The sequence below is a fragment of the Pseudoalteromonas sp. GW168-MNA-CIBAN-0100 genome, assembly GCF_040309225.1.
Classification (GTDB): domain Bacteria; phylum Pseudomonadota; class Gammaproteobacteria; order Enterobacterales; family Alteromonadaceae; genus Pseudoalteromonas; species Pseudoalteromonas arctica.
On the sequence record NZ_JBEOOL010000012.1, the window covers coordinates 47,485 to 61,494 of the forward strand.

Here is a 14,010-nt window from a genome sequence, read left to right on the forward strand (position 1 = left end):
GTAACCTCATGAAATTAAATTACTTTAATATATTTTATAAATATAAATTGCCGCATTTAAAAAACCGATTATAATCCAGCTGCTTTTTGTTTAAAAAAGCACTAACTTTTTGGAGCGTTAAATGGGTGATTTAATCGGGATTAGCTTATTGATCTTGATCAGTGCGTTGTTTGCTATGTCAGAAATAGCAATTGCAGCGTCGCGTAAAATAAAACTGCGAGTAATGGCAGATGAAGGGAATATAAAGGCAGCAGCGGTACTAAAGCTACAAGAAAATCCAGGGGCTTTTTTTGCCATGATCCAAATAGCACTCAACGCGATAGCGATATTGGGTGGTATTGTGGGCGAGCAGGCCTTATCGCCTTATGTTGAAAGTGTGTTGGTATTGTTTTATCAAGGTGCACATTTAGAAAAAATTAGCTTTTTATTCTCATTTTTTACTATTACATCCTTGTTTATATTGTTCGCCGATTTAATGCCAAAGCGTTTAGCGATGATCATGCCAGAAGCGGTCGCTGTTAGAGTGGTTACAATAATGCGCTGGGTTACCTTTGCATTAACCCCGCTGGTGATGTTTTTTAATGGTGTCACTAACTTTGTGCTGCGCTTATTTAAAGTGCCCGCTGAGCGAGAAGACAATGTGACAACAGAGGACATTGTTGCCATGATGGAAGCAGGTGCTGCATACGGTAGTTTGCAAAAGCAAGAGTATGAATTAATTGGCAATGTGTTTGACCTAGAAGCGCGATTTTTATCAAGCGTAATGACACCACGCGACCAAATTGTATATTTTGATTTAAACGAATCTAGCCATGATATTGCGACTAAAATTATTGACCATCCTCATAACCACTTTTTAGTGGTGTCAGGAAATTTAGATAAGTTGCATGGCTCTGTTGAATCTAAAGATATTTTACGACAAGTACTAAAGGGCGAAGCCGCCAATATAAACGATGATCTCATTGATAAAGATGTTTTTTACTTACCCGAAACATTAAGCTTATCTGAAGCTTTAAATGCGTTTAAAAGTGCAGCAAAACCATTTGCTGTTGTCGTAAACGAATATGCGCTTTCGGTGGGTATTGTAACGGTAAAAGATTTAATGAAAGGGTTTATGGGTGATTTAATCACTCATCAAGGCGACGAATTAATCATAGAACGCGATAAAAATTCATGGCTTGTAGATGGCTTAACCCCAATTACCGATTTAGCAAAAGTACTTGATATAGAAGAATTTCCTGACCAGATGCACTATGAAACGGTCGCTGGCTTTTTAATTTACAATATGAAGCGAATACCTAAACGCGCGGAGCATTTTACTTTTTCAGGTTTTAAGTTTGAAGTTGTTGATGTAGAAGGAATTAGGGTAGAGCAGTTGTTAGTTTCAAGGGTTATTAACCCGCAGAGTGCTAATATCCTTTAAAATAAGGTGTGTGCTTTAGTTTTTATATAAATAGCCAAGCTGTATTTGCTTGGCTTTTTTGTGTCTGTTAAAAACTTCGTTTCTAAAATGGGATATTATTTCAATATGTTAAGTTGTTTTATTTTCATACAGTCTTGATTCTATTTTCATCTAATTAACATTAAATGCAACCTAAGACGTATATTGTACTGAGGAGTGTAAGTTTGTGTAAATTTCTTCTAATTAAGATTCATTATCAGCGCGTTTTAATTTAGAATGATCGTTCACTCTAAACTAAAAGGTATTTAACATGCAGCGTTCCCGCATCGCTTTATTTGTATTGTCAGCCCTCGTCGGTTCTGTTGCTTTAACTGGTTGCGATCAGGCTGCTGAGCAGTCACAAGCTTCAGCTCCTAAAGCTGTACCAGTGGGTGTACTTACATTAAAAAGCCAAGCGCTTACTCTCAAAAAAGAACTTCCTGGTCGTATCAGTGCATTTCAAATTGCTGAAATTCGCCCACAAGTAAGTGGTATTGTGCAATCTCGTTTATTTGTTGAAGGTAAAGAGGTTAAACAAGGCCAAGGACTGTATCAAATAGACCCTGCGACATTTGAAGCAGACTTAGCAGCAAGTGAAGCAAGCGTAGCACGTGCTCAGGCGAGTATTTCAAGTAGTAAAGCTAAAGCATCTCGTTTTAGCGAGCTTTTAAAAATAAAAGCGGTAAGTCAGCAAGACTTTGATGAAGCAGATGCTGCATACAAACAAGCAAAAGCAGAATTATTAACGGCTAAAGCGCAGTTAAAATCGGCGCAAATTAACCTTGATTACAGCCATGTGTCGTCACCAATTAGTGGTCAAATTAGTAAATCAAGCGTAACTGTAGGTGCACTAGTTAGTGCTAACCAAAGTACTGCACTTGCTACAGTGACTCAGTTAGATCCAATTTATATCGATTTAACACAATCAAGTAATGAGCTTACCAAACTTAAAAAAGCAATATCATCAGGTGCTCTAAGTGTTGATTCGACTAGCCAAACTGACGTTGAACTTATTATGGAAGATGGTTCTGTTTATCCTCATAAAGGCACATTGCAGTTTTCTGAAGTGACAGTTGATCCAAGTACTGGCTCAGTAATACTACGTGCTAAATTTTCAAACCCAGAAAAATTATTACTGCCAGGCATGTATGCCCGAGCTTCTATTGTGGAAGGTGTTAAGGCGGGTGCTATTTTAGCTCCGCAACGTGGTGTTAGCCGTAATTCAAAAGGCGAACCAACAGCAATGGTTGTCAGCAAAGACAACACAGTAGAAAGCCGTGTTTTAAAAGTAGACCGCACAATAGGTTCTGACTGGCTTGTTACCGATGGTCTAATGGATGGCGATAAATTAATAGTTGAAGGCTTACAAAAAATCCGCCCTGGTGCACCAGTGAATCCTTCTGAAATTCAATCGTCTGCTAAAGCCGATCAAGCGCAATAACGGAGAGTTTTAATGTCACGATTTTTTATCGATAGACCGATATTTGCTTGGGTACTCGCTATTGTAGTGATGCTTGCAGGTATTTTGGCGATTAGGAGCTTACCTATTTCGCAGTATCCTTCAATTGCACCGCCTGCAGTAAGTATTACAGCAACGTACCCTGGTGCATCTGCACGTACACTTGAAGATACGGTAACGCAAGTTATTGAGCAAAAAATGAAAGGCCTTGATGGCTTGCTTTATATGTCATCTACGTCTGAGTCGAGTGGTTCTGCTACACTTACACTTTCGTTTAGCGCCGAAACAGACCCTGATATTGCACAAGTTCAAGTGCAAAATAAACTAGCGACAGCGACTCCACTATTACCAGAAGCCGTTCAAAGGCAAGGTGTTGTAGTTGCAAAGTCAGCGCGTAACTTTTTAATGGTTTATGCATTTGTGTCTAAAGATGGCAGCATGACCAATATTGATATTGGCGATTATGTTTCATCAAACGTGCAAGATATTGTCTCGCGTGTTGAAGGCGTAGGTGAAGTGCAGCTGTTTGGTTCTCAGTACGCGATGCGTATTTGGTTAGACCCTTCAAAGTTACAAAATTATAAGCTGACACCTGCTGATATTAGTGCATCAATTAGTGCGCAAAATGCACAAGTATCTGCCGGTCAACTTGGCGGTATGCCTGCCGTTGATGGTCAGCAACTTAATGCAACAGTAACGGCGCAAAGTCGATTACAAACGCCAGAGCAATTTGAACAAATATTGGTTAAAACCAATCCAGATGGCTCTTTTGTACGTCTAGAGGACGTTGCTAGAGTAGAGCTTGGCGGTGAAAACTACCGCGTTGTTGCTCGTTACGATGGACAACCTGCATCAGGGTTAGGTATTAAATTAGCCAGTGGTGCTAACGCACTTGATACTGCCGCTGGAGTTAAAAAAGCGATTGAAGAGCTAAAACCGTTTTTCCCTGAAGGGTTAGATGCTGTTATACCTTACGACACAACGCCGTTTGTATCGTTATCTATCGAAAAAGTTATTCACACCTTAATTGAAGCTGTTGTACTTGTTTTTGTAGTTATGTATTTGTTCCTACAAAACTTTAGGGCAACACTTATACCAACAATAGCAGTGCCAGTGGTTTTACTAGGTACGTTTGGTATTTTGTACACCTTTGGTTATTCAATAAATACGCTAACGATGTTTGCGATGGTACTTGCCATAGGCTTATTGGTAGATGACGCAATCGTTGTGGTAGAAAACGTTGAGCGCTTAATGACCGAGGAAAAACTCTCGGCACTTGAAGCTACGCGTAAATCTATGGATGAAATTAAAGGCGCGCTGGTAGGTATTGCCATGGTGCTTTCTGCGGTATTTATCCCAATGGCATTCTTTAGTGGCTCTACCGGTATTATTTATCGTCAGTTTTCTATAACACTGGTATCGGCGATGGGGTTATCTGTTTTAGTTGCTCTTATTTTAACGCCTGCATTGTGTGCAACGCTTTTAAAACCAAGCCATGTACATAACAATGAGACGTTATTTGGCCGATTTTTTACAGGCTTTAACCGTGGTTTTGATAAAACAAATTCAGGTGCACAAAGCTTTGTAGGCCGTATGCTTACACACTCTAAACGCTACTTACTTATTTATGGCGTGATTGTGGGCGGTATGGTTTATGTATTCTCAAGCTTGCCAACGGCATTTTTACCTGACGAAGACCAAGGTATTTTGTTTAACCAAGTTTCACTGCCAGCGGGCTCTACAACACAACAAACGCTTGAGGTTGTTAAAAAGGTAGAAAATCACTTTTTAAACGATCAATCTGAAGCCGTAAACGGTATTTTTACCGTTACTGGTTTTAGTTTTGCAGGCTCTGGCCAAAACTCAGCCATTGCCTTTGTTAACCTTAAACATTGGGATGAGCGCCAGCGTGACGAGTTATCTGTTCAAGGTGTTGCAGGTAAAGCAATGGGCTACTTTTCAACGATAAAAGAAGCGTTTGTGTTTGCATTCCCGCCACCTGCAATTGTTGAACTGGGTACTGCTAATGGTTTTAATATCTTTTTACAAGACCGTGTAGGTCTTGGCCATGACGCACTTTTGGCGGCACGAAATCAGTTATTAGGTTTAGCAAGCCAAAGTCCAATTTTAGCGGGCGTACGTCCAAATGGACAAGAAGATATGCCAGAACTACAACTTGATACAGATTTGGCAAAAGCCGAAGCGCTTGGCGTGTCGCAAAACGATATTAACAGTACACTTTCGACAGCATGGGGTAGTAGTTATGTGAATGACTTTATTGACCGTGGTCGAATTAAAAAAGTGTATATGCAAGGTGATGCACAATCGCGCATGGTGCCTGAGGATCTAAATAAGTGGTATGTGCGCAATGATAATGGCGATATGGTGCCGTTTTCAGCGTTTGCTAGTGCCTACTGGACGTATGGTTCGCCACGTTTAGAGCGTTACAATGGTTTTTCAGCAATGGAAATTCAAGGCAGTGCAGCGCCGGGCTACAGTACAGGCCAAGCAATGGACGAAATGGAGCGTTTAGTTAAACAATTACCTAATGGTATTTCGTCTGAGTGGACCGGTATTTCATTCCAAGAGCGCTCAAGTAGTGGTCAAGCACCTTTACTATATGGCTTATCGCTGTTGTTTGTATTTTTATGTTTAGCTGCACTTTATGAAAGTTGGTCGGTACCGTTTGCGGTAATGATGATTGTGCCACTGGGTATATTTGGTGCAATTATGGCAGCGCTAGGCGGTGGCTTATCTAACGATATTTACTTGCAGGTAGGCTTGTTGACCACCATTGGTTTGGCATCTAAAAATGCGATACTGATTGTAGAGTTTGCGATTCATAAAATGGATGATGGGCTTGGCTTAGTTGATGCGGCTATTGCAGCTGTACGCTTACGATTACGTCCAATACTCATGACTTCGATGGCCTTTATTTGTGGTGTTTTACCACTTGCTATTGCCTCAAGTGCGGGTTCTGGTGCGCAAAATGCGTTAGGTATTTCGATTATTGGCGGCACACTCGCATCATCAATATTAGTTGTTGTATTTGTACCGTTGTTCTTTGTGTTAGTTCGCCGTGTATTCCCTGGTAAAACTAACGAGACAACAAAGGAGAGCGCAGAATGAGCATTAAAACATTCAGCCTAAGTGCAATTGCTTTATTGGTGCTAAGTGGTTGTCAATTAGCGCCAGAGCAAAAAGACCTTGCTCTACCAGTATCTGATGCTTATGCATCAGGTACTGAGCAAAGCGCTGCGAAGCAATTAAATTGGCAGCAGTTTTTTAATGATGAAAAACTACAAACCTTAATTACGCAAAGCCTTGAGCATAATAAAGACATGCAAATTGCAGTGCTTAATGTGCAGCGTGTTCGTGGTTTGTACCAAATCGAAGACTCTGCTTTGTATCCGTCGCTTGATTTAAATGCTTCTGGTACGCGCCAGCGTTTACCGGCTGATTTGTCGGGTACTGGCGATGCAGCTATTAGCTCGCAATACAGTGCAACAGTGGGCATTACGTCTTATGAGTTAGATATTTGGGGGAAAGTACGCAATCAATCAGCGCAAGCACTCCAAAATTTATACTCTACAGAGCTTAGCCAATACAGTACGCAGGTGTCTTTAATTTCAGAGTTGGCAAATGCGTGGCTTAGTTACGCGACGGACTTACAACTGCTAGAGCTTGCAAAAGAAACGCTCACCTCTCAGCAAGAGTCATTATCGCTTACGCAAAAAAGCTTTGATTTAGGTGCAACTTCTTCAATTACCCTTGAGCAGCTTAGAAGTACAGTTGCTACAGCAAAAGTAGACATAGCAACGTACAAGCGTTTGTTAAAGCGTGATAAAAGTGCCCTAGATTTATTAGTGGGTAAATCTGTTTCAGCTGATTTACTGCCTAGTAAAGACCTGACTAACTTGATCAGCATGCCAGAAGTGCCGGTTGGTTTACCGTCTGACCTGTTATCGCAACGCCCTGATATTAAAGCCGCTGAGCATTTAATGCTTGCTGCAAATGCCAATATTGGTATTGCACGTGCGGCGTTTTATCCAAGTATTAGCTTAACAGCCAATGCCGGATCTGCTTCAAGTGATTTAAGTGGCTTGTTTGATTCAGGCTCAGGTACATGGAGTTTTGTGCCGTCAATTAGCTTACCTATTTTTAATATGGGACGTAACCAAGCAAATCTTGATGTAGCAAAAGCTGATCAAGAAATTGCAGTGGCTACTTATCAGCAAAAAATTCAAAATGCGTTTCGCGAAGTTGCCGATGCACTTGCTGATAGAGAAGGTTACCAAGAGCAATTAAGTGCCCTTGATATGCTTATAAATAGCCGACAAGTCACGTTTGATTTATCAAAAATGCGTTACGAAAAAGGCGCAGATAGCTACTTGCAAGTACTTGATGCTCAGCGTACATGGTACGGCGCACAACAACAGTTAATTTCAGGTCAGCAAGCGTATCTTGCAAGCCAAATTAACTTGTACAAAGCGCTTGGCGGCGGATGGAACGTAACCAGTGAAACAGCTCAGGAAGAGAAATAATATTTGCGGCTTTTAAAGCCGCATTACATATTTATATAGCGAGACTATTTATAGCTCTTGCTTTACTGAGTTTATGACTTGGTAGTGGAGTTGAACATGAAGCCTAAAGCAAAAAGGCAAACAGATCCCGCGATAGCACTTGCTAGGCGTGAGCAAATTTTAACAGCTGCTGCAGAGTGTTTTCGCCGTAAAGGTTACCACGGTGCAGGTATGGCAGAAATATCTAAAACGGCAGGGATGAGTGCAGGCCATATTTATAATTACTTTGAAAGCAAAGAAGCCATTATAGAAAGCATTATTGAAAAAGACATGGAAGAAATGTTCTCCATCTTTCAAAAGTTTGAAGATCACCCTGGTGATGTTTTAGCTGCTCTTTTAGATGGCTTAAATATTGGTGTGCAAAGGCATATGGATACAGGCTCATGTGTGATTGATTTAGACATGATGGCAGAAGCAGGTCGAAACATTAAAGTAGCAACTCTCTTGCGTGAAACCGATATTCAAGCAAGAGGGCGCATGAGACAGCTTTTAACAAGCGAGCGAAGTGCGCTAAAAGACATTGATGAGCTTGAACTTGAAAGTCGAATTAATGTTATTTTTTCGATGATGGCAGGGTTATTACTTAGAAAGCTACTTTACCCTGAGCTCACCGAAGAAACGGTACTAATAGCGCTTCGCCCTGCGATGAAAACATTACTGATGCCATTTGATAAAGCGCAGTAACGCTCAAAATAAATAACCAAAAGTAAGCTAGCCAATACTTTGGCTAGCTTTTTTATTCTAGTCTATTTAAAAGCGCTCGATTGACCACTGAAGTGCAATGATTGCGATAGCAACGGAGCCCATTGGCATTAACCACTTTTTATACCAAGTGTAGTGTCGTACATAAATGAGTATTGGTAAGGCTACTAGTAAGATACTAAGTTGACCGATTTCGACGCCTAAATTAAACGCCAATATACTAAGCAGTTGATAGTCGCTCGACAAGCCAAGCTCGCCAAGTACGCTCGCAAATCCCATCCCGTGCAGTAAACCAAAAGCAAAAGTAAGCCAACCTAAACGAAGTACCAACGGCCACACATTATTTAATGCTGCAAATAAAACCGATATAGCAATTCCAAGCTCTACCCAGCGGCTATTTGGTGAGACTAAGCTCATAGCTGTTGCGGTAAGCGTAATAGAGTGCGCAAGCGTAAACGCGGTTACTATCAATGCTGTGTGTTTAATAATTTGTTTTTTAGAGCTAATACCTTGCCATGCTTTATCGCTGCGCTTTAAAACACAGGTAAGTAACAGGGCGATTAAAAATAAAATATGATCAATACCAATCCAAATATGTAAAACACCCTGATACACGTATTGATTAAACGTACTTAAATAACTTGTTTGCTCAAAGCTGAACGTTTGTTGTGCCTCGTTGATATTAAATACACGAGATACACCGTTTATATTTACGATGGATTTATGATTGGCATCGGTTTTAAAAAAAGCAGAATAGGAAAGGGAGATTGCTTCATTGTCATCACAGCTAAACAGCAGCGGAATCACCAAATAAGGCTGGTTAAAATGGTTATCTAGCTGATAGATACCTTCACTTTTTAAAGGGCATGATTGCGCGTTTTGCGTGATATTTAAATTTTCTTCAATGAAGTTATTAATTGAGCTACGTTTTGCTTTTATTTCTGCCCACGAAATTTGCCCGTTTTTATCTAAATCCAGAGGCACTGCGTGCTCTAAGTCGGCTATATTAATTTGCCAGGTACCCGTGTATTGGTTTTTGTTGGTGTCGTTATTGTTCTCGCTATTTAAGGTTATATAACTTGTACTTAGTTGATGGGCAAAGCTGTAAGTTGAAAAAATGCACAGCATTAAAGTGAGTATAAATAGATAAGGCGTTTTCATAGTGTATCTCGTTGCATCGCTTTTGCTTGAATAAGTAATTGCTCATCGGTGCTCATTTTAGCCTGCTGCCAATTAATATGAGCCCAGTAAAGTGCTTTTTCGCGATTTGGTTGTACATCAAGGTAATATTTAGCTAAGTCACTTGCATGAAAAGAATCTTTGCGAAGCTCTCGTAGTGTAACTCTTTGCGCCATTGTATTTTGCCATTTTTTATCGCGTTTATTTAGTTTTTTTTCTGCGATTGAAAGTCTTAGCAAAATAGCATCCTCTAAATTACTTTTATCAGGAAGCAGTACGCTTAATGTATTTAATACTTGTTGTGGTTGATTTAGAGCAATTTGAATATCGGCCCATAAAACAATTAGGCTCACAGGGGCTTGAACTAAATCTACACTTTGTAAGTGAGACAATGCTTGTTTGTAGTTATTTAAACGATAGCTCATTTCACTTAAAACATGGTTTGTAGCTAGGCTAGTTTGATTATTATTTATAATTTTTACTAATGCTTGGTAGCTGTCTAAAACGCTTTCATGTTGGCTTTGTACATCGAGTACACAGGTGCTAGCAGTAATAGTGCTTACTTGCCCAATTAAGGCTACGCAGTGTTTTTTTGCTTGTGCGAACTTACCTTGAGTCATAAAGATATTGGCTAGCAATAAATGGCTATTACTATGCTGTGGCTCTTTAATCAAAACGTTGTTAGCAATATCAATAGCTTCGTTGAAAAGGTGCTCTTTTTGTAAAACGCGAGCATATAAGTAACCAATTTGAGATGAGGGTGTTTGTTTATATAGCTGGGCTAAACGGGTTTTAAGTAGCCCCTGTAAGCGCTCTGTTTGGCCAGCATATTGGCTGTTAGTGACTAATGTATTTATTTCTTCAACAGAGAGGGAAGCACTAAGCGTTGAATTACTTTTAGCAATAACTGCATCATCTTTTGGGGTAAAAGGCGCAGCGCTTAACGCAAGGGGTGTTAGGCATAAAGTAATAAATGCGACGGACTTAAAAATTGATAAATGCATTATAAATATCCTTTGAAAAAAGCCATCCATGGCCTGTCAGCTTAATTACTTGTTTAGTTGCTAATTTATTTACCGTTTGTTGAAATTAATCCATCAACATCGGTATCGGTGTTTGTAAACACCCGACCGTTAACAGTTAATGGCTCTGCATTTGGGGCTTGATTAAATGCATCGGTTGCAAATTGAGCAAAGTCGACCTGTAGTGCGTCAATTGTAATGTTTACTGTTGCAGTTACTTGCGAATTAACGCCATCACTTACACCAAACATAAAACTATCTGAACCTGTCACTTCTTTATTTGGTGTATAGGTAAAGTTACCATCGCTATTAAGGGTAACAGTTCCGAGAGTTGGCTCACTTGTTAATGAGTAAGTCAGTGAATCGCCATCATTGTCGGTTGCGCTAAGCATATCGGTAATGCTTACTTCAGTTTGTGTAGTTAGCATTGCATCACTTGCGGTAGGCGCTGTGTTTACAACCGGTGTAGGCTGTTTTTTATCATCATCGCTACTACATGCTCCCAATGTTAATGCACTGAGGAGAACACAAATATGGGTAGTTTTTAAATTACGCATTATTTTACTCCTTATTTAGAGCCAGCAAGCGGTGTTGCAAGGTATGGGAATGATGAATCCATCATTGTTGCATCAATAGGTGCGCCGTCTGTAAATGGCACTGTGCCTGTATTAGCATCCTCTGGTGCACAAAGTCCTAAATCAGTGTCTTCACCATTTACAGGAATAGGATGACATAAACGACCCATCACAACACGAAGTGCAATATCAACCACATCATCACCCGGGCGACGACCATTTGGGAAGCCGGCTAAATCATTACCCGCTACACCAAATGCAGATTGATCAGCTTGCGCTGTTGCTGCAATGCCTGTATTTAAACGTAGCATTTCTGAAGGTGTTACAGTTGCTTGTTGATTAACGCCTGCAAAACCTGTTAAAAATGCAGTGATTAAATCAGTACGCGGGAAGTTTGTGGGTGCCAGTGTTTCTAAGTTTGCGCCAAGGGTCGTATTAACAGCATCTTTAAACAAAATGTTTAATAACTCTGGTAGTGCTGGATGAGATACATAATCTAAAAATTGTGCATCATCTTTAGGGTGAGCAGTAGAGAATGTGTCTTTGTCTTTAATGCCAATTACAAGCTCGTTTACAAGCGGGCTACCCAAGCGTGAAACTTGTGTTAAAGCACCACCATTAACGGCGTTATTAGCAAATTTAGCATTAGGGTTTAATACGCGAGCTTGAGGTAGGCTTGCTGTTGTCCACGAACCAATGACGCCATTTCCTTCACCTACAACACAACTTTTAGGAATTTCGATAGCGATTGACGTTACGTTTTTATCTGCAAGGTCGTCGTTATCAGCTGATTGTGTTATACCACCTGGAAAACCACCGCCGTCACCAGCACCAGGGGCGCTATCACCCTCTACAGGTACATAGTTAACTAAATCAAATGTTTTACCTAGGTTAACTACAAATGGGTCTTTACGTTGTCCTACAAAAACTTGTGCCATGCTTTCACAGTTAGGAATTGAAACCTGATACACAAATTGGTCAGCATAAGTTTGGTAATCGCTCATTGAGCCAAATGTTTTATTGCCGACATAATCAAGCGGTTTAGAAAATGTGCTTGAGTTTGATGCTGTGTTGTTTAATACCGTTGTTTCGCCAGTACGCTGCGCGCCGCTAATCATGCTCATTGTGTATGATTCGCTAAAATTTGCAGCGCTGTCATCACCGGCAGATACACCGCCTACATTTTTAAGCGGTACAGACACGGTGCGTTGATTACCTTCAGGTCCAACAGTTAATTGCACACCTTGGTTATCATTAGGGAGCATGCTTTTAAAGTTAAATGCAAATGTAATATCTTCAACGGCATCGCCGTCGTTATCTATATGAATGCTGTAGGTAGCATCTGGGTCCATTGCAAAGTAATTAGGACCGCCGTATGCATCTTGCAGCGGGATATAGTTAGCAATTAATGTTACAAAATCATCACGACCTTGCTCGTAACTATTAAATACATAAAAATCGGTTGAGTCTAAAGTCGGGAAACGGCTTATATTTGGCGCTTCTCTGTGGCTTGATGCTTCACTTGGTGCACTTACAAACGTACTACATATTACTACTGCGAGTATTGATGGAGTTAAAGCTTTCATGACTTTGTCCTTTAGTTTTGATTGAAGTCATAGCTAATAACGGGGCAGGATTTAAATTGGATGCAAAAAAGTTAAATTATTTTTATTTTTTGTTAAAAAAGTTTTAAAGAAGGTTGGCTGCTTTAAGTAAACAGCCAACTTTAGTCATAATAGTAGGGTTATAAAAGTACTAGCTCTGTGGTGTAAAGCACTTCAGTAGGAGAACCATTTGGTGAGCCGCCAATAGGTTCTAAGCTCACTGCTAGCAATGCAATATCACTTGCGTTAAAACGGTTATCTTTTAATAATATTTTACTGCCTTGCTTGGGAAGTAAACCCAGTGAAATAGGTGCATCTTGCCCTTTTAAAATCATCCACAACTCATAATCTTTATTAGTTTGGGCGACCAATTGGCTACTGGCTTTAATTGAGAGCCCTTGCTCGCTTACATCAATAAACCATAATGATTGTTTATCTTGATTTTGAACCAAAGCAATTTGTTGAGTGTGCATAACATTGGTACTAGGTTGAATAACCAAAAAGGCTAAAACAATACACGCAGCAGTTGCCACAAAAGACCATGTACGCCAAATTGAAGGCTTGGTATGTATGACTGTTTTACTTGTTTGTGGCCTGTTTTCAATACGCTGTAGTATATTTACCCATACATCGTCACGTGGCGTTTGCGGTGTAATAGCACTCGCTAAGTTGTTTAGGTTTTGCTCCCATAGACTTGTTGCTTCACGTGCTTGATTTGAGTTAAGTAACAGACGCTGAAAACGCTTACGGGCAAGCCCTCTAAGTGTGCCAAGCACGTACTGCCCAGCAAGCGCGTCTAATAGTTCGGGTTTATTATAATTCATAATGTTAAACACCTTTGTAGCTGCATAAGCCCACGCCTGATCCAGCTTTTAACTGTACCTAACGGCGTTTCTATATGATCCACTAACTCGCTATGACTCAGCCCCTTATAATAAGCTAAGTGAATAGCTTGTTTTTGTTGCGGCTCAAGCTGTTCGATACAATTAACCAGTTTTGTTTCTTCATCGTAATTAACGTCAACACTTTCATTTTCATATTCGTCATCGCCTAACGACTGCTCTTTTCGTACTTTGTGATAGCGCAGTGAGTCAAGACTTCTATACCTAACTATACTTATCATCCAACTAATAACGGTGCCTTTAGAGGCGTTATATTCAGATGCGTTATGCCAAATTTTTATAAAAGCGTCTTGTAGTGCCTCTTCCGCATAAGCTCTGTTAGTGAGCATATTTAAACTAATAGCAAAAAGTTTGCCGCTAGTTTGTTGATATAAACTTGAGAAAGCATTTTTGTCTCCTTGTGCTGTTGCGCACAAAAGAGGGAGTAAATCATCGTTATCCATAGGGGTCCTGTTTTTCTTATTATCATTGAGTAAACGGTTGAGAGTGTGATTTGGATGCAAAAAATTTAATTGATTTTTAGATTAGCTGCTTTATACGTTA

The 14,010-nt window shown here is 40.1% G+C and carries 11 protein-coding genes; 5 read left to right on the top strand and 6 right to left on the bottom strand.

Annotation, left to right across the window (positions count from 1 at the left end; translation table 11 throughout):
• Nucleotides 1–121: 121 nt before the first annotated feature.
• The 5 genes from paeA (at nucleotide 122) to AAEY62_RS09350 (ending at nucleotide 8,167) form a co-directional block, all read left to right on the top strand.
• A complete protein-coding gene (gene paeA, locus AAEY62_RS09330) occupies nucleotides 122–1,423 on the top strand; it encodes a polyamine export protein PaeA (RefSeq protein ID WP_350634850.1) in 1,302 nt (433 codons plus the stop codon).
• Nucleotides 1,424–1,712: 289 nt separating this feature from the next.
• The gene (locus AAEY62_RS09335; RefSeq protein WP_350634851.1) at nucleotides 1,713–2,882 is read left to right on the top strand and encodes an efflux RND transporter periplasmic adaptor subunit; all 1,170 of its coding nucleotides are present in this window, start codon (nucleotides 1,713–1,715) and stop codon (nucleotides 2,880–2,882) included.
• A gap of 12 nt (nucleotides 2,883–2,894) precedes the next feature.
• A complete protein-coding gene (locus AAEY62_RS09340; protein WP_350634852.1) occupies nucleotides 2,895–6,029 on the top strand; it encodes an efflux RND transporter permease subunit in 3,135 nt (1,044 codons plus the stop codon).
• Entirely contained in the window at nucleotides 6,026–7,444 is a 1,419-nt protein-coding gene (locus tag AAEY62_RS09345; RefSeq protein ID WP_350634853.1) for an efflux transporter outer membrane subunit, read from the top strand. Before AAEY62_RS09340 ends, AAEY62_RS09345 begins: the two co-directional genes overlap by 4 nt.
• 96 nt (nucleotides 7,445–7,540) lie before the next feature.
• Nucleotides 7,541–8,167: a TetR/AcrR family transcriptional regulator gene (locus tag AAEY62_RS09350; protein ID WP_121953593.1), complete on the top strand. Its 627-nt coding sequence runs from the start codon at nucleotides 7,541–7,543 to the stop codon at nucleotides 8,165–8,167.
• Between the two features lie 66 nt (nucleotides 8,168–8,233).
• Here AAEY62_RS09350 and AAEY62_RS09355 read toward each other — a convergent pair whose 3' ends face one another.
• The 6 genes from AAEY62_RS09355 to AAEY62_RS09380 form a co-directional block, all read right to left on the bottom strand.
• Nucleotides 8,234–9,346, bottom strand: coding sequence for a HupE/UreJ family protein (locus AAEY62_RS09355; RefSeq protein WP_350634854.1), 1,113 nt, complete (start codon nucleotides 9,344–9,346; stop codon nucleotides 8,234–8,236).
• Nucleotides 9,343–10,368 (bottom strand): hypothetical protein, encoded by a 1,026-nt coding sequence (locus AAEY62_RS09360; RefSeq protein WP_350634855.1) that lies wholly within the window; start codon nucleotides 10,366–10,368, stop codon nucleotides 9,343–9,345. The genes AAEY62_RS09355 and AAEY62_RS09360 overlap by 4 nt, the downstream gene beginning before the upstream one ends.
• A gap of 65 nt (nucleotides 10,369–10,433) precedes the next feature.
• Nucleotides 10,434–10,943, bottom strand: a complete 510-nt coding sequence (locus AAEY62_RS09365; RefSeq protein ID WP_024591825.1) for a cadherin-like domain-containing protein — start codon at nucleotides 10,941–10,943, stop codon at nucleotides 10,434–10,436.
• 11 nt (nucleotides 10,944–10,954) lie between these two features.
• Nucleotides 10,955–12,547 (bottom strand): DUF4331 domain-containing protein, encoded by a 1,593-nt coding sequence (locus AAEY62_RS09370; protein ID WP_197117096.1) that lies wholly within the window; start codon nucleotides 12,545–12,547, stop codon nucleotides 10,955–10,957.
• A gap of 158 nt (nucleotides 12,548–12,705) precedes the next feature.
• Complete coding sequence (locus AAEY62_RS09375) at nucleotides 12,706–13,389, bottom strand: anti-sigma factor (protein WP_166377155.1); 684 nt, start codon at nucleotides 13,387–13,389, stop codon at nucleotides 12,706–12,708.
• Nucleotides 13,386–13,910, bottom strand: coding sequence for a sigma-70 family RNA polymerase sigma factor (locus AAEY62_RS09380; RefSeq protein ID WP_007582398.1), 525 nt, complete (start codon nucleotides 13,908–13,910; stop codon nucleotides 13,386–13,388). The genes AAEY62_RS09375 and AAEY62_RS09380 overlap by 4 nt, the downstream gene beginning before the upstream one ends.
• Nucleotides 13,911–14,010 lie beyond the last annotated feature (100 nt).